The organism is Egbenema bharatensis FJBBOT/2019 (assembly GCF_048077055.1).
Taxonomy (GTDB): domain Bacteria; phylum Cyanobacteriota; class Cyanobacteriia; order Elainellales; family Elainellaceae; genus Egbenema; species Egbenema bharatensis.
This window is the reverse complement of the sequence record NZ_CP182236.1, coordinates 6,919,252-6,939,230: the sequence shown is the minus strand read 5'-3', so window position 1 is coordinate 6,939,230 and position 19,979 is coordinate 6,919,252. Positions and strand designations below refer to the sequence as shown.

The following is a 19,979-nucleotide window of genomic DNA, read 5'->3' as shown; positions in this document are numbered from 1 at the left end:
GGTTGAAACAATCCATCCATTGTTTGTAGGGGCGATTCGTGAATCGCCCTTGTTTTTTGTGAATCGCCCTTGGTTTTACAGACTGCCTAATGAGTCGATCGGATGATGAGTCGATCGGAAAAAAGAAGGACGGGCAAGATGCCCATCCCACAAGAAGGTTAATATCCCTCTTTAATCTAAGGAGAAGAATTTAGAATGGGGATAGAGAGTTTTAAGATGCTTTGGAATTTATGTCTGCTTCAAGAGAGGCTCGACCCACGATTCGATTTGTCGATGAATACTGCCAATTGTATGAGGGGTTGTTTCCATAAGTGCGAAGCTTTGAAGCCTTCAAACTCCTCCACTTGGGTATGATCAGTGACATCAAGCGCAAGTCCTTGCCTGCGATTGCAAAAGTGGTCGGCTTAGACAACCAACAATCGTTACATCACTTCTTAACTGAATCTCCCTGGAGTGGAGAACAACTGCGTCAAAAGAGATTGGAGTTAATTCTCAAGGTGCTTAATGGCAGAACCTTGATTCTGTTAATCGATGAGACGGGCGATTGCAAAAAGGGAAACAGTACCGATTACGTCAAACGGCAATACATTGGCAATGTGGGCAAGAAGGAAAACGGGATTGTTGCGGTTACGGCTTATGGCTTGGTAGACGGGATGATTCTTCCTTTGACGTTTGAGGTGTATAAGCCCAGAGAACGCCTGAAGGACAGCGAGCAATACCAGAGCAAACCACAAATTGCAGCTAAGATGATCCGGCAATTGCAAGCAATGGGATTTCAGTTTGAACTGGTGCTGGCAGACAGCTTGTACGGCGAAAGCAAAGTCAACTTTGTCAATGTCCTCGACGAGTTAAAGTTGCCCTATATCCTGGCCATTCGCAGCAACCACGGACTCTGGTTACCCGAAGAAGAGGAGGTTTACCAAGAACCTTGGCAGGAATTCAAGCGCACCTTCAGCAATGGCACGACGGAGGTGCGTTACATGGCAGAGGTGATTTATGGCAAGCGTCGTCGCCAGCAATATTGGCTGCTCACCACAGACCCCCAAGCCTTACCTGACAACTCGACTTCCTTTGTCATGGTCTGTGCCCCTGCGGTCGCTTTGAGTGAAATTGGCAACCACTATGGCTTTAGAACCTGGATTGAGTATGGACTCAAGCAAGCCAAAGATACACTGGGTTGGGCTGACTTTCGCATGACAAGCTATGAGCAGATTGAGAAATGGTGGGAGTTGGTCATGAGTGCCTTTCTCATGGTCAGTCTGTTTGCCGATGCTTTCAATGATGCTTGTCCCCTGGCTCATCAGCAGTTTGCACAACACCCTTGGTAGAACAATCAAGGCGGTTGGCAGAATTTATTGAATAACCTGCGATTGATCATTCAACCGTTGATTTGTTTCAACTGGCTCAAACGATGGTTGGAGGTTTTCCCGATCGCGTCATTAGAAGCTGGATTTGAGCAATTGATGCACCAGATGAATCAGTTTGTCTGTCCACGGGTGCGTTGTTTGAACTGGCAACTGATCTTTTCATCTGCTTAGAGTGATTAAAGAGGGGTATCTTACCTGTTCGAGGACAACCGTTTAAGCTTTGAGGCGCAAATCCAGGAAAATCACTGTGGCGTACAATTGTGGACATTTCTGTTGCATGATTTGTACGTTCCGAGGGAAAACATCAGATGCCTGTTAACTTCGATAGCATTATTAGCACCTCAAGTTCCGAAGAAAATTTTTTAAAGATTTTTGAAGATGCGTTCTCTGGACAAGATCAGCTATTGCTTGAAGCACACCAAACGGTTCTCTCAGCCTGCTACAGAAATCCAGGACTTTCTCCAACTCTAAAAGCTAGCACCCCAGAAAGGCTAGCCAAGGCTTGGTTAAAGAAGTATAACGACAGCTATAAAAATCGAATTTCAAGGCGGATCTCACAACTCCCAGGCACAGTTGCCGATCCAATCGTCAGTATAATCATCAACGCTCGACTGACCGGACTAACAATAGAGCAACTTGAGCAAATCAAATATGCCCATAGGCTATCGATGTCCGCCGAAAATATTCAAGGACTACTACTAGAGGAATTTCTAGCTGAGCAACTTGCTGATTATGGTTGGTATTGTTGTTGGGGAGAATCTGTTCGGCACGTAGATTTTTGCAATGTCGATGGTTCTCTCTTACAGGTCAAAAATCGCAGCAACTCGGAAAACAGTTCATCGTCCAGAGTAAGAATTAAGCAGCCCATTGAAAAGTGGTATCGAGTTGATGCCAAAACAGGTTCCTATCGATGGTTTTATTTCAATGATAAGTACGATACAGATCGCTTTTCGGAAGAAAACTTTGTTGCCTTTGTTCAACAAGTTCTAATTGTTAATCCAGATGCCTTGGCTATTGAAGTGGATAATCCTTGGAAGGATTTATCGGATTCATCCAACTAAGTTAAGAGATAGTTGTTTTGCTGAGGATTTCTCAAAACAACCCATATCACTCATCCAACTGACATCATCCGTTTTATGGTAGCGAGAATACGGAAAATCTGGGTAAGTAACAGGCATCTCACCCTTCAAGTGAGATAGCAACATCCTAGCGATCGCTCTTCCTAGAGAGCAAGGTACGGCATTACCAACTTGCCGATATTGATCGAGTAAAGTACCTGAGATAATCCAATCGTCTGGGAATTCTTGAATACGCTTGTATTCTTCAATACTGAGGGGTCTATCTTCTTCTGGATGTGCTAAGTCAGTTGCAGGCATAGCCGGATGAGTTACTAACGTCGGGGCAGGCTTATCCCAAGCTAGCCTGCGGTAAAAACCAGTTTTTCCGCCTCCTGCATGATAAGAAGCCCCTAATGCCTCTTGATGCAACTCTTCTGGTAAATCCCGCCAGTATTGTCCAGCCTTTAGCAACCTGTAATACTTGAGTCGTTTTTCAGGAAACTTGACAAAATGATGTCCATCCTCAGGAAGACCTTCTAGAGCCTCTCGTAAACTTTTCCATGTTGGCAGTCCATATAAACCTTTCTCTGAATGGGTGGGTGCGAGATGGGGAAGTTTTTCTCCATCACGACTACAAGCGATGACAACCCTTTCTCGTTGTTGTGGAGACCCAAAATTAGCAGCATTGTACAGGTTGAAAGAAACACTATATCCTGCATCTTTTAGCCTTTGTGTAATGAAAAGTAATGCGCCTCCTCTTTGTTCATCTTGAGATAATGGTGGAAAATTCTTTCCTCTCATTTCATGAGGTCTATGTTTTAATGGAGCGGATAACAATCCTCGAACGTTTTCAATTACTGCAAATCTGGGTTTAAGTTCAATGATTAAATCGATGAATGTTAAAAAGACATTGCCTCGCTCATCATTGAATCCTTGGCGCTTTCCCGCACTGCTGAAGGCTTGGCATGGCGGACCGCCAACCATTACATCAATTTCATCAGTCGAACTCAGTCCTGCTTTCTCTCGAATTTTTGCTGCTGAGTAATCGCGAATATCCCCGATCAGTGCCATATCTGGTCGATTGATTTCAATAGTTTTCCGGGCGGCTGCATCGATTTCACAAGCAAGTAACACCTGGATACCTTCCTTTTCTAGTCCCAAGTCCAAACCCATACAACCAGAAAAAAAACTCAACGCTTTTAGACCAGGTTTGCCGAACGCACGCCGCCCATGATCGGGAATGCTTAAGCTTGTATCTTCTCCCTTGATACGGTAGTTCTGAACAGACTCTGATGCTACGATCCACCGACTGCTGATCCTCTCACCACTGATTTCGCCACACCGGAGTAGCTGACGAACATATTGCTCTGAGCAGTTTAAGATTTCAGATGTCTCTTTTACAGAGATGTATTGGGTAGCCATGCTTTCGGACGCGAAACTAAAACCAGGTACCCATGCTACTGCCAAAGCAGCATGCTTGCAAGTATTGTGAACAAATGTTCTTGTCTCAGCGTTTTGTCCAAAGGTAGTGCCAGCTGTCGAACACTGCGTTGGTGCGGACGGTACAGAGGCGATCGGTGAGTTGCAAAGGAGAGAAAGCAGCAGGCTCTTTATCAGTGCGATCACCTTATTAAAAATTTTGCTAAACGGGCTGATCGTCACAAAGCCCGGTACAAGCGGCTTCTATTGTTCTAGATTTTTTGCTGCAACGAAAACCATTTTTTCAGGATGCAGAACTGCTGGTTCAGGCAATTGATATAGGCGATATTGTTGGCTATGTTACAGCAACAATACTAACGGATATTTTCCATATCTCACGCAGACACACCCGTAGTGGTGAGCAAGCGCGGCAAGCAGTCTCAGAAATACTGACCGCCATGATGATTTGTCCGGTTGACCGAGTCGTTCTGGAATTGGCTTTCAACTCTGGCTTGGTTGATTTTGAAGACGCTGTTCAAATTTTTAGCGCCGTTACTCAAGGATTAGAAGCAATTGTGACCCGTGATGCTCAAGGGTTTTTGAATTCACCTATACCCGTTTTATCCATTCAAGAGTTGTTGCAGCAAGTCAAGCAGCAAAATGGTGGTTAGGCTGGTTGGGAGGTATGGATTACGATCTCATTGTCAGCTTGTCGCAAACGCTGTCCAACGTTAGGATGAAAGCCGCGCCCCTCACTCCTCACTCCTCACTCCTCATCTTCAAAAACTCCTCCAACTCTTCCCGCGTCGGCAACGAGGGCTGTGCTCCCAGGCGCGTTACAGAAATGGCCGCAACGGCTGATGCCTGACGAGTTGCTTCCTTCCAGTTCAATCCTGCAGCCAGAGCCGCAGCCAAGCCGCCATTGAAGGCATCTCCCGCTGCAACCGTATCGATCGCCTGCACGGGAAAAATCGGAATCTCAAAGGTTTCCTCTGGGGTAATGCAGAATGCACCCAGCTTACCGAGTTTTGTGATCACCGTTTGGATGCCACGCTGATGAAGAACGTGGGCTGCTTTGGCTGCCGTTTGCAAATCATCTACTGCAAACCCGACCAGCTGACTGGTTTCCACCTGATTCGGTGTCATGATATCTATCAACGGGTACAGTTCATTGGGTAAGTCCGATCGCGCTGGAGCCGGATCGAGCATTACCATCACACCTGCGTCCTTTGCCGCTTTGGCCGCCGCCACTACCATCGGCAGGGGAATTTCGAGCTGAAGCATCAGGACTTTCGCCTGGGGGAGGACTGGCTTGAGGCGATCGACATCCCGTTCATCAACCTGGCCGTTGGCTCCCGGCACCAGAATAATATTGTTTTCGCTGGCATCATCTACAGCAATCACCGCTACGCCCGAATGGGTGGCTGGATCAATCAAAACGCGATCGCACTCAACGTTGCTGGCTTTTAGTCCCTTGAGCAACTCCTGCCCAAAGGCATCTTGTCCGACTCTGCCCACCATCTGCGTGGGTACACCCAATCGCGCCACCGCCACCGCCTGATTTGCACCCTTTCCCCCCGGTACGGTTTCAAAGGAATGCCCGGTCAACGTTTCCCCCGGTGCAGGCAGGCGTGGAGTACGGGCTACCAAATCCATGTTGATACTGCCGAAGACAACGACTGACATAAAGGTTCTCACTGATAAAGTTCTGACCAGTATAAGTTCATTAATGTCTGGTTAATCTTTATCCTGTGGTATCTTCGGAATATTCATGAAACGAGTGATTTCATTGATCGGTGTCCTGGGATTCTTCGGACTCGCCTATCTTTTTTCCGTCGATCGCCGATCGATTCGTTGGTGTACGGTGATTTGAGGAGGGACGATCGTGAAGGTTTATCTAGCTGGGCCAGAGGTATTTTTACCTGACCCAATGGCGGCTGCAAAAGCCAAGCAAGCGATTTGTAAAAAATACGGTTTCACGGGACTGTTTCCCCTGGATACCACCCTGGATCTGGCAAATCTGTCTCCGTTTGAAGCAGGCATGGCCATTTACCAGAGTAATATTACCCTGATGGATCGCTGCGATCTGATCATTGCCAACATGACTCCGTTTCGGGGATGCAGTATGGATGTCGGTACGGCATTTGAAATGGGTTACTTTGCGGGTCAAGCTAAACCTGTCTTTGGCTATAGCAACGATGGACGGCTCTATGTCGATCGCGTTCCCACAAACACCCCTGGCATCGATGAACAGGGGCAGTCGATCGAGTCCTTTGAGATGCATGACAACCTGATGCTGGAAGGCGCAATCCACACCAGCGGTGGAACATTTGCCTGTGAAATGGTTGAGCTTGATGGTTACTACACCCGGTTGGAGGTGTTTGAAACGGTTGTGAAAATAGCAGGCGATCGGTTGTTGGGGCAGGGGAATCGGATTCTATGAGTATTGAAGTACCCAAAATTATTCTGGATACCGATCCAGGCGGAGATGATTCCTTTACGTTTTTGTGGTTAATGAGTCTGGCAAAACAGGGACTGGCTGAGATTGTGGCGGTAACGAGTGTGGATGGCAATGTTCATGCCCAACTGACCTTTGCAGCTTCAGCCAAGTTGTTAACCCTGGGCGGTTTTGCCGATGTGGAGGTGGGGCGCGGCATCATTGGCGGATCGGATAGGGATGATGTGGAGGATGCGGGTGCGATTCATGGTAAAGATGGCATGGGAAATTTGTCCCATACGCTGCCTGAATCAATTCAATCCTATGAAGCGGCACGTAGTTCGGATGATATTTTGATTGAAAAACTGAAGGAATCCCCCGGAGAAATGACGATCGTTGCGATCGCCCCTCTGACCAATCTGGCGGCTGCGGAGCAAAAGTCCCCCGGTATCCTGAAGCTGGCTAAGGAAATTGTGATTATGGGGGGTGCGTTTGCAGTTCCTGGAAATATTACGCCGGAAGCTGAATTCAATATTGCCTATGATCCAGAAGCGGCGAAATTGGTATTTGATACCTGTGATCACCTAATTGTAATTCCCCTGGATATCACTCGCAAGCTGATTCTTACAACAGAGATAGCAAAGGCGATCGCACAGGTAAAACCCGAAAGTGAAGTGGCACAATTCATGATTTCCCTCTGCCAGTTCATGACGGGCACTGCCCTGGCTTTTCGAGAAACTGAAGGAACACCGGGCTTTCTGGTACATGATGCGGCAACGCTGGCCTATTTGTTCTATCCTGAAACGTTAACATTTCGACGGGCCCAGGTTTGGATTGAAACTAGGGGAGAATGGACCAGAGGCAAAACGCTGTTCGATCGCCGGAACAAAGCCAAGGCCGGAGCCAATGCCTGGGTTGCTGTAGGGGTGGATGCAGTTAATCTCCTGGCGGTGATGGCGGAGGATTTGAAGCTAATTCTTTAGTTCGATCGGGTGGGAGTGGGGAGTGGGGAGTGGGGAGTACTGAAATTTTTTCACGATCGCCGATTCACCATCGTAGCAGTGGCCTGATCCGTCGCCAGGATTAAAACATCGCTGATGCTCACATGAGGTGGGCGAGTGGCGCAGAACAGAACGACTTCTGCAATATCCCCTGGGGTGAGCGGGGTCAAACCCTCGTAGACTGTTCTGGCTCGTTCCGTATCACCATGAAATCGCACCTGGCTAAATTCCGTTTCAACCAGCCCTGGATCCACATTGCTGACGCGAATCGGTGTTCCCAGCAAGTCCATTTTTAATCCAGATGACAACGTTTTAACCGCTGCTTTGGTAGCACAATATACTCCGCCCCCTGGATAAGCTTGATGACCCGCGACAGAGGCAATGTTAATAATATGTCCCTGACCTCGGCGCACCATTCCGGGTACGATCGATCGCGTCACGTAGAGTAATCCCTTCACGTTGGTATCGATCATTTCTTCCCAGTCCTGGATTTCCCCTTCGTACAGTTTGTCCAGCCCTCGGCTTAACCCCGCATTGTTGATCAAGATATCAACGTTCGACCAGGGTTCCGGCAACCCGCTCAATACAGTCTCTACCTGGGTGCGATCGCACACATCAAGCTGAAGGGGATAAACCTGAACATGATGCTGATCAGCGATCGATTGCGCTAATTTTTCCAGGCGATCGAGCCGTCGAGCGGATAGGATCAGGTTTGCTCCGGCTTGGGCAAAGACCTGAGCGCAGGCTTCGCCAATGCCGCTGCTTGCACCTGTCACCAAAACAATTTGATTTTGGATGGATACCATGTCTCAATTTGATGTAACCTTCTAGAGGCGTTATTCATAGTCTATTGCCCGGTGTTACCCCATAATGCTGGAATAGACCAGAGCAATGAATAAGGGTTGCCCACTGATCATACGCTTTCGCAAGCACTTCGATCTGGACGGCAGACTATGATATGATGGAAGACTGAAATTTCGGGGGCGTGGCGGAATGGTAGACGCTACGGACTTAAAATCCGTTGACCGCAAGGTCGTGAGAGTTCAAGTCTCTCCGCCCCCATTGAGATAGTTAGTTGTGACCTGCGAATTCGCCTGATGAGGACTGAGGACTGAGGACTGAGGCAGGCTGGAAACTTTGGTGGGTGGGCATCTTGCTCGCCTAATCAACTGAGGACTAATAAGGCCAGGCAATGAACAGAGGACAACCCCAACCCCCAGCAGATTCCCCTTCCAACCTTCCTGCCAAACCAGAGCTAATTGGGCTTCTCCCGGCAGGCGGCAGAGCAACTCGGCTTTCCCCACTCCCCATGAGCAAGGAAATTTATCCGATCGGCTTTCATCAGCTTCCAGGAGCCGATCGGCTCTCACCGAAGGTCGTGAGCCATTATTTGCTAGAGAAAATGCGGTTAGCGGGAGTGCAGAAGGCGTTTTTTATCCTGCGTCCGGGCAAGTGGGACATTCCAGCTTACTTTGGGGATGGTTCCATGCTGAAGATGCATTTGGGCTATCTGACGGTTCATGTGGCGGATGGAGTGCCCTATACGCTGAATCAAGCCTATCCTTTTGTCCAGCAGGCAATGGTGGCATTGGGATTCCCCGACATTTTATTTCAGCCAGAGGATGCTTATACCGCCCTACTGAAGCGGCAGGCGATGACCCAGGCGGATGTGGTGCTGGGTTTGTTTCCCACGGATAATCCTCGCAAGGTGGGAGTGGTGGAGTTTGATCAAACGGGGCGCGTGTGCCAGATCATTGAAAAGCCGCCGCAAAGTGATTTGAAATATATGTGGGCGATCGCCGTCTGGACTCCGACCTTCACAGAGTTTTTGCATCAGTACGTGCAGTCTGCAACCCCCGACCGAGAAGTGCCAATCGGCGATGTAATTCAGGCAGGCATTGAGGCCGGCTTGCAGGTGCAGGCGGAGACTTTTCCAGAGGGTCATTATCTGGATGTAGGTACACCGGATGATCTGGCAAAGGCGATTCAAGAGTTTGGTGCGGCACCGGGATCATCTTAATTAGATAATGCAAATTTAATAACCTAAATTCTTGTGGGGTGGGCATCTTGCCCGCCCAGTCAACAAAGCAGAATAATTCCAGGTTATTTGAGTCACGATCCTGAGAACTTTGCAGCCAAGAACGACAAAACTCCTGCTAGACTGAACGCTGGAATTGATTCATGTTCTTTTAAGCTCTACCTCTAAATCTCTGTGTCTGACGTTAAGAAATCGGCTCGATCGCTGGCTGGAATTGCTGGAATTGTCGCTGCGGCCACGCTTTTAAGTAAAGTGATGGGACTCCTTCGCCAACAGGCGTTGGCAGCGGCATTTGGGGTGGGTGTAGTCGCAGATGCCTATAACTATGCCTACGTGATTCCAGGCTTCTTTTTGATTTTGCTGGGCGGGATCAATGGTCCGTTTCATAGTGCGATCGTCAGTGTGGTTTCCAGGCGGCAGCGGGAGGAAATTGCCCCCCTGATTGAAACCGTTACCACTCTGGTGGGCGGTGTCATGCTCCTGGCCAGCTTGCTGATGTTTCTCTTTGCCGATCCTTTGATTGATGTGGTGGCTCCGGGGCTGAGTCAGACCGAGTTTGGTCTTCAAACGAAAGCGATCGCCGTGGAGCAGTTGCGGATCATGGCTCCAATGGCCCTCCTGTCTGGATTGATCGGCATTGGTTTTGGTGTGCTCAATGCGGATGATCAGTACTGGTTGCCCTCCGTGAGTCCCCTGTTTTCCAGTCTGGCGGTACTCGTCGCTCTGGGCGCATTGGCTGGTGTGCTGGGGGAAGACGTAACGGCAGCTCGGTATGCGGTGCTGGGTGGACAGGTGCTGGCCTGGGGGACGTTAGCGGGGGCCCTGTTGCAGTGGTTGATTCAGGTTCCAGCCCAGTGGAAATCGGGCTTGGGACGGTTACGGCTGCGGTTTGACTTTAATCGCCCTGGCGTACGGGAAACGGTGCGGCTGATGGGGCCTGCAACCCTGGCTTCCGGCATGATGCAGATTAATGTCTATACCGATCTATTCTTTGCCTCCTTCATCCCCCAGGCGGCCGCTGCGCTGACCTATGCCAATCTGCTGGTTCAGACTCCCCTCGGCATTATTTCCAACGTGATCCTGGTGCCCTTTCTGCCCATTTTTTCCCGACTGGCTGATCCCGCTGACTGGGATGAACTCAAGGTGAGAATTCGTCAGGGTTTAGTCATGACGGCCATCACCATGCTGCCCCTCAGTGCTATCCTCATTGCCCTGGCCCATCCCATCGTCCGTGTGGTCTACGAACGCTATGCCTTCGATCAAGAAGCCTCCCAGATTGTCACCTCGGTACTGATTGCCTATGCGATCGGCATGTTTGTCTACCTGGGGCGAGATGTAGTGGTTCGGGTCTTTTATGCTCTGGGAGACAGCGACACGCCGTTTCGGATTAGTATTGTCAACATCTTTTTGAACGCGCTTCTGGACTTTTTGCTGATCCAGCGGTTTGGTGCGCCGGGGCTGGTACTGGCCACAGTGGGGGTCAACGTGATCTCCATGACCTGGCTACTGGTTGTGCTCGATCGCAAGCTGAATGGTTTGCCCTGGCGGAGTTGGAGCCAGCCGATTATTGGGTTAACGCTGGGGAGCCTGTTGACCGGGCTGACCTGTTGGGGCGTACTCTGGGGACTTCAGCAGGTTTGGGGCACGGAAGGGTTTTTCCTGCAACTTTTGCAACTGAGCTTGGCGGGACTGGTGGGACTCAGTGTATTTGCTGGAATCCTGTCCCAATTGCGGCTGGCTGAAGTGGAGCAAATCGTGGGGCGAATTCGTCGAAAGTTTCAGCGTCCAGGCTGACCCGATGGTGTAATCAATCTTTGTAATCGATCCTCAACGGGGGTTCAAGACCTGACCCAAAGTTTTCTGATCACAGGTTTGCGGCAAAAATGCTGTAGGCCTGAGTCCTGGTTTGCTGTAGACTATTTTTTTCTTTCTTCCACAAAACAAGCTGTACCTTCGATACCACAGAGATTGGATGGATGCTTCAGTACTTTTGATTGGGAGCGATCGCTTCCAGGCTTCTGTTTTAGATTTAATTCGAGATTTGGCAACTTTGGCGATCGAGGTTGCAGCCGATCCGTTTGAGGCAACTCCGTTGATTCAGGCTCAACAGCCAGACTTGCTGCTGGTACAAGCCAGTCAGCCCGACAGTCTCAATCTTTGTCGTCAGCTCAAATCACAAAATCGTCTGTCCTGGATTTACTGCATCGTCATTGATGAGCAACTGCAGGATGGACTGAGAAAAATTGAAATTGAAACAGCAGCTCTCAATGCTGGAGCCGATGCCTACCTGGCTTTTCCGACTGAAGCCGCCATAACAACTCAGCAAGTTTTTTGGAATCGCCTCTTGCAAGCCTATGTGTTTGCTGGATTGCGTCGAGTCCAGAACCACCGTGAGCTAATGAGGACTAATGATGTTCTGTCTGCGATCGCGCTGTCTGATCCGCTCACCGAACTCAACAACCGCCGTGCCTTTGAGTGGGAGTTACCCCGACAAATTAAAAATGCCCGTCACCGCCGCGCCCCCATTAGCCTGTTGATGTTAGATGTAGACTACTTTAAGCGAATTAATGATACCTACGGGCATCTGGTGGGAGATACGGCCCTTCAGCTCCTCTCTGCCCGATTACGTCATAATTTGCGCTTTTACGATACGCCGTTTCGCTATGGTGGCGAGGAATTTGTGATTCTTTTAAGTGATACGGGTTGCCAGGAAGCTGAGCAAATTGCCCATCGCATCTGTCAATTGATTAGAGAACAGCCCTTTGCGATCGATGAAAATTTGGAGCTGAAGATTACTATCAGTGCCGGGGTTGCAACTTTACAAGCCAGAGATGATGCCAAGGGCAACAGTTTACTGCAACGTGCCGATCAACGCCTGCTGAAGGCTAAGGCATTGGGACGAAATCGAGTCGTTGGTTCTGATGCTGAGGCTTGAAGTCCTGTTCCCAACCTCCCTGCACCCTGTGCGATCGGATGCATTGACAGCAAAAATCACAGGGCTTATACGGAAAACATGATTTTTTCAGAAAATTTTTCATCAATCGGGGTGACTTTAGCATGAATTTTCTGTAAAGCTGTTAGGAGAAATACAGTAAGTCTTGGGCAACACGCTATAATTTCGACTATAAAGATCAGTAAAGTCCGCTAGTAAAGCCCACAGTATCAACTGAAGGATCAACTGATACTGTGATTCGAGGGATAGTAACGTTCCGCAAGGTTGGAAAGGCTGCTACGAGTCTGGGTGTATTACCAAGCAGGTCGAAATCATGTTTGATTACCATTTTTCTTGATTGTCATTTTTGAATGTTTTCTGTAACTTCATTCCGTTCAGCCTAGATGGTTAGGGTTACATTTTCTATGGAAAACATGGTGGCGAATATGGCGATCGGCTTAATTTAAGAAACAGTTAATGCAGTTAAGAGATATCTTTGGCTACCATTTCAAAAATGGTCTGAAAGCCTACGAATCAGGGAATTTAAAATCATTGTTTTGTTGTCTGAACAGTTCTACCAGTGGCGTTAATCAATCACGCTCTTACAGTGCTCACGCCTAAACTCCTGTTTGAAGATCGAATGGAAAATTGAATTTCAGAAATGATGGTTGAGTAAAGCATGAGTTCACCATCCTGGAAGATGATGGATTCGGCTTCCAAACTATCAATGGGATTGAATTTGAAATTTCACCACGTTTTAGTCCGGAACAGATTGGATTGCAGCCGTAGTTAAGGATACGAGAGTTCTAAATTCCGAAAGATTTGATTGACGCAACCTATTAAAAACGCAACCTATTGAAATGTGAGTTCATGAGGTTCCTGCGGAGCAGAGCACACAGATATTAGTTTTTGAGCCTCAACTAAACTAAATAATTTCTGAAGCCGGAGTAGGCTTCAAATTCCAACAACCCGGCTGGTTCTTGGAATCGAATTTGTTTTTATATTGTTCCCTGGAGCAAACCTACAAAATAACCCTTTGTGCAGCGATGCTAAGGGGTGAGGATTTGCCATTCATTGAGGATCTCTGGCGATGAAAATTGCTTTGGTTCATGACTACTTAACCCAGAAAGGGGGTGCAGAACGAGTCTTTGAGTTGCTCTGCAATTACTTTCCAGATGCTGATATTTTTACCTCGCTCTATGACCCTAAACGCACGATCGAACTGGGCGATCGTTTAGTACAAACCACCGTACTTCAATCCTTGCCCAATGCTACTAAATACTTCCGTTTACTTGCTCCGTTCTATTACCCCGCCTTTCGATCGTTGAATTTGCAAGGGTATGATTTGATCATCAGCAGCACATCCAGCTTTGCCAAATCTGTCCGCAAGGCTCCCCACGCCAAACACATTTGTTTCTGCCATAATGTGACTCGCTTCCTTTGGGATACGCAAACCTATTTGCGGGAGTACAAAGAGTTTCAGACGTTTTATCCCTTCCTGGAACAGATTTTTCAGGCAATGCGAAAAACGGATGTGATGTATGCCCAGGAGCCAGATTTGTACGTTGCTAATTCCTCAACCGTTGCCCAGCGAATTCAGAAAATCTATGGCAAAGCGGCTGTCACCATTAATTATCCGATCGACACCCATCAGTTTGCTTTCTCGGCTGAAAAGGAGAATTTTTACCTGGCAGCAGCTCGTTTACTTAGCTATAAGCGGGTAGATGTGATTGTGGAAGCATTTAATCGGCTGGGATGGAACCTGATGATTTTAGGAGATGGCCCAGAACGCAAGCGGTTAGAGGCGAAGGCGGGCAAAAACATTACATTTCTCGGTCATTTGAATGATCTGTTGCGTCGTCTTTTGTTAGCCAAAGCGCAAGCGGTGGTGGTGGCTGCGTTGGAGGATTATGGACTGGTGCCGATCGAAGCTAATGCCAGTGGCACACCCGTGATCGCCTATGGGGCAGGAGGTGTTTTAGATACCCAGGTTCCAGGGAAAACGGGACTATTTTTTGAGGAACAAACGCCTGAGTCGTTGGTGGCGGCTCTGTTGAAATCCAGAGATCTTCAGTGGGACTATGCCCAGATTCGGGATCATGCCGTGAATCGATTCAGTGAAGCTGTATTCTTTGAGCAGATTGAGCAGGTGGTTCAAAATCTGTGTGCTCAAGGCGAATCCAGATCGGTCGATCGCTTGTCTATCCCATCTTCTATCTCACCGTCCAGGAGTGCCAAAGATGAAGGCAGCCATTTGCACGCTGTATGAGCGTGACTATCACTATGGGGTTGGCGTATTGAGTAATTCCCTGTACCGGCAAGGGTTTCGAGGTGTAATCTGGGTTGGTTATCGAGGTGCACTCCCCCCCTGGGCCGCTCCCTTAGTGACCCGACGAGGCTATCAAGAATTCGCAGTCGCTGCTGATTGTGTTCTACGATTTATTGAGCTTCATACTGACAAGTTTCTGTCTAACTACAAACCAGATTTCATGCTGGATGTATTGGATCGGTATGACCCAGAGATTGAGGCTCTGTACTATTTTGACCCAGATATTGTCAACAAGCGGAATTGGCAGTTCTATGAACAGTGGGTGCATTATGGAATCGCGCTTTGCGAAGATTGGTACGATCGAATGCCTGCCCATCACCCTTACCGGCTCATGTGGTTGGAACTCGCCCAGCGATACGGTTTTACTAGCCAGCGTGAACTGGGTTGGTATTACAACTCTGGGTTTATTGGATTGCATCGCCGGGAGAAAGGGATTTTACTGGACTGGCAGAAGCTCTTGGAAATGCTGGAACTGGATGGACTGATTGACCTGAAGCGGTTTCAGCTTACCAGGGGTTACCCCTATTTTCAGGGGGATCAGTGCGTTTTTAACCTGGCTTTGATGGTTTCAACCTATCCCCTCAGCCCGATCGGTTGCCGGGGGATGGACTTTGGGGGAGTGTCGTTGGATTTAATGTCTCACGCGGCGGGAGCAGAAATTAAACCCTGGCGCAAATCATTGATCAAAAGTGCCCTCAGGGGGATGGTTCCTGGCTTAACGGATCAGGCATATTGGCGGTATGCCTGTGTGCCAATTCCCGTTTATTCAAAGTGGCAACAGTTTTGGAAGCAGTTTGCAATCAAATGTGGAGCCGCGATCGGGCGATTGAGTCGCTGTTGTTAAAGTCATGTTGTTAAAGTCGTATTGTTAACTTTTGGTGCCATGAGTGTTCAATTTAGTTTTCGTCAGCAATGGGTGCGTTTGAAGGAGATTATTGTCACCACATCGCTCGGCTGGATTCCAAAACTGCTTCTGGGTGAAATCTTACGCAGCCGATTATACCGAGTAATTTTACTTCGTCTGGGTCGTTCCGTTTTCATTCAGGATGGTGTAGAACTCCTGGGTTCCAATCAAATTAGATTGGACGATCGCGTTTTCTTGTTTCGTGGCGTGCGGCTGAATGCTCAGGGTGAAAATAATTTACTACGACTTAGAAAGGGAGTCGCTCTGGAGCGAGGAGTAGACATTGGCTCAATGGATCACACAACGATTGATATTGGCGATCGAACCTTTATCGGCCCCTATGTCTACATCGTGGGCACAGGGAATATCAAAATTGGCCAAGATTGTATGATCGCCTGCCAATCTGGAATTATTGCCAATCAACACCGCTTTGATGATCTGTCTCGCCCGATTCGAGAACAGGGAGTCACCAAGCAGGGAATTGTGATTGAAGATGATTGCTGGTTGGGGCATAGAGTGACGGTGCTGGATGGAGTCACCATTGGTAAGGGTAGCGTCGTTGGAGCGGGAGCTGTCGTCACCAGGGATATTCCCCCCTATTCGGTTGCCGTGGGGGTGCCAGCAAAGGTGATTTCTCGCCGAACCAGTATGGGCAACGCATCAAGGGATGCAAATTTAGTTAAATCCTGATTTGTCTTGCTGGATTTGTTTGACTGGCAGGCAAGATGCCCGCGCTACATTCTCCAGGTTCGAGGTCGATTCCCAGATTTACCATTTGATGGATCAACAGAAATGAAACGAGTGGCCTTGTTACTGCACTGCGATCGATTTGAGGGTTGGTTTACCCGCGTTCTCGGCTTTGACAAAGAGAGCTACTTGAACCATTATCGGAATGATTTTGCCTGGGACTATGCCCTGGGACTGCGGGAGAATGGCATTGAACCGATTATCTATATTGCCTCCTTACAACATCAGGGCTTGTATCACACCCATGATGGCTTTCAGGTGAGATTTTTACCCCTTGCTCCCTGGTATGCCCTTTCCTGTCGATTGCCCTACTTCAAGCGTTCCAGACTGGGAACCTATCTGCAAGAGCGAGTGAATGCGATCGCTCTGATTGGCTCCCTCCGCGCCGGACTACAGGACGATCAGATTTCTGTTCTCTACATTCAGGAGTATTGGACGACTCGCTTTGATTATTTAATCGAGCATCTGGAAATTCCGATCATAGGTTCTGATCATGGCGGTAATGATGCGTTGATCATTCCAGTTCACAAACATCGATCGCTCCCTAAAGCCTATAAGCTGACCTGTCAGACGATCGAACAGGTGGAGAAAGTGAGGCAGTTTGGGGGAGATGCCGTTTTTCTACCGAATGGAGTGGATACGGAATTTTACTGTCCTGATTCCACCATACCCCGTCAGGAGAAATTGATTCTGACCGTCGCTCGTCTCACCGATCGCCAGAAGCGCACCTCTGATCTGATTCGTGCTCTCACCTATTTGGATTCTGATTGGCGGCTGGACATCGTTGGGACTGGAACCGATGGCGATCGGCTTCGAGTATTGGTTCAGGAACTAAATTTATCTGAACGGGTGACATTTTCAGGATTTGTTCAAGATAAGGCTGAATTAAGAAATAGATATCAAAACTGTAGTCTCTTTGCTTTACCCTCCGCTGCTGAAGGTCTTCCTCTAGTCGCTCTGGAAGCAATGAGTTGTGGAACGGCAGTTGTAACCAGTAATATTCCGGCATTTGATCATCTAGTTTTAGAGGATAAGAATGGAATGAAAGTTCCTGTAGGACAACCAGAAGCTTTAGCCCAAGGCATTCTCAAGTGTTCTGAAAATCGTGAACAATATGGTTTGGCAGCCCGACAAATGGTCGTTAGTTCCTACGCAAAACCCCAAATGTTTGCTCAACTGGCGAACTTAATTCAGCACTGCCCAGAACCGATCGCACCAACCTTGCAAGAGATTCCATTCGCAGCCTCAAGGAGTTGTTGATGAAGAGTATTAGCAGCAGTGTTCGCTGGGTGATGGGGGGTGGCAGTGGAATGGCTGCAACCATTCAAACCATCATGACTCGTTTTTTAATCCTGGCGACGAATGTAGCGACGGGGGTGATCACGGCTCGGACACTCGCTCCTGTTGGTCGAGGCGAACAGGCCGCCATTACCCTATGGCCGCAATTCCTGGCCTTCGCGCTGACTCTGGGTTTGCCCAGTGCCTTGCTCTATAACCTGAAACGACATCCTGACAAGCGATCGGAAACCTTTGCAGCAGCCTTACTGTTGGGAACTGGACTGGGGCTATTTGCAACGCTGGTTGGCATTCTGTTCATTCCTCACTGGTTGAACCAATACAGTCCCTACGTGATTCGATCGGCTCAGTTGTTCATGTTAACGGCTCCCCTCTCGCTATTGGGAGTGGTTTTCACGGCCGCCTTTGAAGCCAATGATGATTTTACGACCGCAAATCAAGTCAGGTATCTCTCCCCGTTTTTAACCCTGCTGCTGCTGCTTGGACTGGCATCCACCCAAATGCTCACTCCTGTCACCGCAGGCATTGCCTATCTGCTTCCCGGACTGCCGATCGCCCTGTGGATGATTCAGCGGTTGTGGCGACAATATCAACCCATTTGGCGCGATCTATTGCCCACCTATCGCCGACTGATGGGCTATGGGATTCGGGCTTACGGGATTGATCTGCTGGGAACCTTATCTGGACAAATTGATCAAGCCCTCGTCGTGGGATTGTTGGAACCTGCCTCAATGGGAATGTATGCAGTTGCCCTCAGCCTGTCGCGGATTATCTCCATTGTTCAAAGTTCAGTGGTAACGGTGCTGTTTCCCAAGGCAGCGGCTCGTCCCGTCCATGAAGCGGTTATGTTGACCGGGCAGGTGGCTCGAATCAGTATGGCGTTCACGTTGCTGGTGGCGATCGTCGTCATGGGTTTAGGGCCTGTCCTGCTACGCCTGCTGTACGGTTCTGAGTTTTTGGGTTCCATCCCCGTGTTTCGTCTGTTGCTGCTGGAAGTGTCGATCGGCGGTACAGCCTGGGTACTGACTCAGGCATTCATGGCATTGGGACAACCCGGAATTGCCACTCTATTGCAGGCGATCGGCTTAGGAACCAGTGTGCCGCTGATGCTGATGCTCATTCCCCATTACGGGTTAGTGGGAGCAGGGTTCTCGTTACTGTGTGCCTCCAGTTTACGGTTGGTGTTCGCCCTCCTCAGTTTCCCCCTGGTGCTGAAAGTTCGTCCGCCCAGTTTGCTCCTCAATCGAGAGGATATTCGCTGGCTTAAACATAAATTTTTGCAGCAATCCCTATAAGAATAATACCTCGATCAACCAGCCCTATAGATTTCAAATGTTTCGCTAATTGCCTCATTGCCGCTCACAATTCAGAATGAGAAAATCAGGATGAAGACTATGACCGTATCAACCACTCACCAACCATTATTTAAGACTGCATCTACTCTGCCCCTCGTTAGTGTGATCATCCCGACTTACAATCGACCTGACTATCTGAAGGAAGCTTTAACGAGTGTGGTTCAACAAACCTATCCCAATCTAGAGATTATTGTTTCTGACAACTGTAGCTCTGAAAATCCGCAGCCCTTAGTAGAATCCTTTCAGGACGATCGAATTCGGCTGATTCGGAATGAACAAAACCTGGGTTTGATTACCAATACAATGAATGCTTTTAAGCAAACTCAGGGAACCTATGTGGTCTGCGTCAACGATGATGATCAGCTAGAACCTGATTTTCTGGCTAAATTAGTCCCTCCCCTGGATTCCAATCCCGATCTAGTCATTGCCTTTAGCGATCATTACATGGTGAATGCTGCGGGAGAAATTGATCTGGCCGAAACCGAAAAATTTGCCCATCAGCATGGACGCGATCGGCTCCAGGAAGGCATTTATCAACCCTATTGGCCCTTGGGACTCGTGGGTGGCCCGGTGGCAATTTGTGCAGCGGTGATCCGGCGATCGGCGGTGAACTGGAACGAAGTTCCCTCTGAGGTCGGAGGCGCGTGGGATATGTACGTTCATTTCCTGACGGCTCGCACTGGCAAGGGAGCTTACTACTGCCCCGATCGCCTGATGCGCTATCGAGTCCATCCCCAGAGCCACACCTCTTCCTACTCCGCCAGGGACACAGACACCAATATTCAACGCCAAAAAAGCCACGTCCTTTGCTACGAACACTTCCTGGCAGACGATCGCCTTACCCCCATTCACCCCCCGATTCATCGCGCCTGGGCCCATGCCATGACCAGTATCGGCATCAACTTAATCCGAGCCAACCGTCCCAAAGAAGCCCGCCCCTATCTGCTCCAGTCCCTCACCCGATCGCCCCAGTTCCGGACGATCGCAGCCCTCCTCCTCAGCTTCGTTCCACCTATCCTCACCCAACGGTCATCGGTGAGCGAAACGGCTTAAGAATGGCGGCAATGCCCATTCTCCCCACTCCCCACTCCTCACT

The 19,979-nt window shown here is 48.9% G+C and carries 16 protein-coding genes, 1 tRNA gene and 1 pseudogene; 15 read left to right on the top strand and 3 right to left on the bottom strand.

The genetic code is table 11. From position 1 onward, the window contains the following. Window positions 1-350: 350 nt before the first annotated feature. Both ACM1PF_RS32295 and ACM1PF_RS32290 read left to right on the top strand, forming a co-directional pair. Window positions 351-1,538: pseudogene (locus ACM1PF_RS32295) on the top strand (IS701 family transposase). Window positions 1,539-1,675: 137 nt separating this feature from the next. Continuing rightward, the gene (locus ACM1PF_RS32290; RefSeq protein ID WP_416670520.1) at window positions 1,676-2,428 is read left to right on the top strand and encodes a SinI family restriction endonuclease; all 753 of its coding nucleotides are present in this window, start codon (window positions 1,676-1,678) and stop codon (window positions 2,426-2,428) included. On the opposite strand, the gene ACM1PF_RS32285 is transcribed toward ACM1PF_RS32290, so the two are convergent. After that, the gene (locus ACM1PF_RS32285) at window positions 2,417-3,847 is read right to left on the bottom strand and encodes a DNA cytosine methyltransferase (protein ID WP_416670519.1); all 1,431 of its coding nucleotides are present in this window, start codon (window positions 3,845-3,847) and stop codon (window positions 2,417-2,419) included. The two genes, ACM1PF_RS32290 and ACM1PF_RS32285, sit on opposite strands and share 12 nt — an antisense overlap. A gap of 263 nt (window positions 3,848-4,110) precedes the next feature. Between ACM1PF_RS32285 and ACM1PF_RS32280 the strand changes: the two genes are divergently transcribed. After that, window positions 4,111-4,515, top strand: a complete 405-nt coding sequence (locus tag ACM1PF_RS32280) for a type II toxin-antitoxin system VapC family toxin (protein ID WP_416676902.1) — start codon at window positions 4,111-4,113, stop codon at window positions 4,513-4,515. An 88-nt stretch (window positions 4,516-4,603) separates the two neighbouring features. Here the strand turns inward: ACM1PF_RS32280 and rbsK are convergent, their stop codons facing one another. Next, window positions 4,604-5,530 (bottom strand): ribokinase, encoded by a 927-nt coding sequence (gene rbsK / locus ACM1PF_RS32275; RefSeq protein ID WP_416670518.1) that lies wholly within the window; start codon window positions 5,528-5,530, stop codon window positions 4,604-4,606. Between the two features lie 199 nt (window positions 5,531-5,729). On the opposite strand from rbsK, the gene ACM1PF_RS32270 reads away from it, so the two are divergent. Together ACM1PF_RS32270 and ACM1PF_RS32265 are read left to right on the top strand one after the other, a co-directional pair. Next, the gene (locus ACM1PF_RS32270) at window positions 5,730-6,287 is read left to right on the top strand and encodes a nucleoside 2-deoxyribosyltransferase (RefSeq protein ID WP_416670517.1); all 558 of its coding nucleotides are present in this window, start codon (window positions 5,730-5,732) and stop codon (window positions 6,285-6,287) included. Then, a complete protein-coding gene (locus ACM1PF_RS32265) occupies window positions 6,284-7,264 on the top strand; it encodes a nucleoside hydrolase (RefSeq protein WP_416670516.1) in 981 nt (326 codons plus the stop codon). The genes ACM1PF_RS32270 and ACM1PF_RS32265 overlap by 4 nt, the downstream gene beginning before the upstream one ends. 50 nt (window positions 7,265-7,314) lie before the next feature. Here the strand turns inward: ACM1PF_RS32265 and ACM1PF_RS32260 are convergent, their stop codons facing one another. Then, window positions 7,315-8,088, bottom strand: a complete 774-nt coding sequence (locus ACM1PF_RS32260; RefSeq protein ID WP_416670515.1) for an SDR family oxidoreductase — start codon at window positions 8,086-8,088, stop codon at window positions 7,315-7,317. A 173-nt stretch (window positions 8,089-8,261) separates the two neighbouring features. Between ACM1PF_RS32260 and ACM1PF_RS32255 the strand changes: the two genes are divergently transcribed. The 10 genes from ACM1PF_RS32255 to ACM1PF_RS32210 all read left to right on the top strand — a co-directional run bounded on the left by ACM1PF_RS32255 (window position 8,262) and on the right by ACM1PF_RS32210 (window position 19,936). Next, window positions 8,262-8,344, top strand: a tRNA-Leu gene (locus ACM1PF_RS32255). 130 nt (window positions 8,345-8,474) lie between these two features. Then, window positions 8,475-9,302 (top strand): sugar phosphate nucleotidyltransferase, encoded by an 828-nt coding sequence (locus tag ACM1PF_RS32250; protein ID WP_416670514.1) that lies wholly within the window; start codon window positions 8,475-8,477, stop codon window positions 9,300-9,302. Between the two features lie 192 nt (window positions 9,303-9,494). Then, a complete protein-coding gene (murJ, locus tag ACM1PF_RS32245; RefSeq protein ID WP_416670513.1) occupies window positions 9,495-11,114 on the top strand; it encodes a murein biosynthesis integral membrane protein MurJ in 1,620 nt (539 codons plus the stop codon). A gap of 178 nt (window positions 11,115-11,292) precedes the next feature. Continuing rightward, window positions 11,293-12,255 (top strand): GGDEF domain-containing response regulator, encoded by a 963-nt coding sequence (locus ACM1PF_RS32240; RefSeq protein WP_416670512.1) that lies wholly within the window; start codon window positions 11,293-11,295, stop codon window positions 12,253-12,255. A gap of 1,087 nt (window positions 12,256-13,342) precedes the next feature. Continuing rightward, window positions 13,343-14,521, top strand: coding sequence for a glycosyltransferase (locus tag ACM1PF_RS32235; protein WP_416670511.1), 1,179 nt, complete (start codon window positions 13,343-13,345; stop codon window positions 14,519-14,521). Beyond that, complete coding sequence (locus ACM1PF_RS32230; protein ID WP_416670510.1) at window positions 14,493-15,425, top strand: hypothetical protein; 933 nt, start codon at window positions 14,493-14,495, stop codon at window positions 15,423-15,425. Before ACM1PF_RS32235 ends, ACM1PF_RS32230 begins: the two co-directional genes overlap by 29 nt. 39 nt (window positions 15,426-15,464) lie before the next feature. After that, on the top strand, window positions 15,465-16,175 hold the full coding sequence (locus ACM1PF_RS32225; protein ID WP_416670509.1) for an acyltransferase: 711 nt from the start codon (window positions 15,465-15,467) through the stop codon (window positions 16,173-16,175). Between the two features lie 6 nt (window positions 16,176-16,181). After that, window positions 16,182-17,492: a glycosyltransferase family 4 protein gene (locus ACM1PF_RS32220; protein ID WP_416670507.1), complete on the top strand. Its 1,311-nt coding sequence runs from the start codon at window positions 16,182-16,184 to the stop codon at window positions 17,490-17,492. Beyond that, window positions 17,492-18,823, top strand: coding sequence for a lipopolysaccharide biosynthesis protein (locus tag ACM1PF_RS32215; protein WP_416670506.1), 1,332 nt, complete (start codon window positions 17,492-17,494; stop codon window positions 18,821-18,823). Before ACM1PF_RS32220 ends, ACM1PF_RS32215 begins: the two co-directional genes overlap by 1 nt. 99 nt (window positions 18,824-18,922) lie before the next feature. Further along, the gene (locus ACM1PF_RS32210; RefSeq protein ID WP_416670505.1) at window positions 18,923-19,936 is read left to right on the top strand and encodes a glycosyltransferase family 2 protein; all 1,014 of its coding nucleotides are present in this window, start codon (window positions 18,923-18,925) and stop codon (window positions 19,934-19,936) included. The last annotated feature ends 43 nt before the right edge of the window (window positions 19,937-19,979 follow it).

Excerpts from the sequence above, each read along its gene's own strand:
- ACM1PF_RS32240 (WP_416670512.1), top strand. The coding sequence starts at position 11,293 with ATGGATGCTTCAGTACTTTTGATTGGGAGCGATCGCTTCCAGGCTTCT.
- ACM1PF_RS32210 (WP_416670505.1), top strand. The coding sequence starts at position 18,923 with ATGACCGTATCAACCACTCACCAACCATTATTTAAGACTGCATCTACT.
- ACM1PF_RS32265 (WP_416670516.1), top strand. The coding sequence starts at position 6,284 with ATGAGTATTGAAGTACCCAAAATTATTCTGGATACCGATCCAGGCGGA.
- ACM1PF_RS32230 (WP_416670510.1), top strand. The coding sequence starts at position 14,493 with ATGAAGGCAGCCATTTGCACGCTGTATGAGCGTGACTATCACTATGGG.
- ACM1PF_RS32290 (WP_416670520.1), top strand. The coding sequence starts at position 1,676 with ATGCCTGTTAACTTCGATAGCATTATTAGCACCTCAAGTTCCGAAGAA.
- ACM1PF_RS32250 (WP_416670514.1), top strand. The coding sequence starts at position 8,475 with ATGAACAGAGGACAACCCCAACCCCCAGCAGATTCCCCTTCCAACCTT.
- ACM1PF_RS32235 (WP_416670511.1), top strand. The coding sequence starts at position 13,343 with ATGAAAATTGCTTTGGTTCATGACTACTTAACCCAGAAAGGGGGTGCA.
- rbsK (WP_416670518.1), bottom strand. The coding sequence starts at position 5,530 with ATGTCAGTCGTTGTCTTCGGCAGTATCAACATGGATTTGGTAGCCCGT.
- ACM1PF_RS32225 (WP_416670509.1), top strand. The coding sequence starts at position 15,465 with ATGAGTGTTCAATTTAGTTTTCGTCAGCAATGGGTGCGTTTGAAGGAG.
- ACM1PF_RS32285 (WP_416670519.1), bottom strand. The coding sequence starts at position 3,847 with ATGGCTACCCAATACATCTCTGTAAAAGAGACATCTGAAATCTTAAAC.
- ACM1PF_RS32215 (WP_416670506.1), top strand. The coding sequence starts at position 17,492 with ATGAAGAGTATTAGCAGCAGTGTTCGCTGGGTGATGGGGGGTGGCAGT.
- ACM1PF_RS32260 (WP_416670515.1), bottom strand. The coding sequence starts at position 8,088 with ATGGTATCCATCCAAAATCAAATTGTTTTGGTGACAGGTGCAAGCAGC.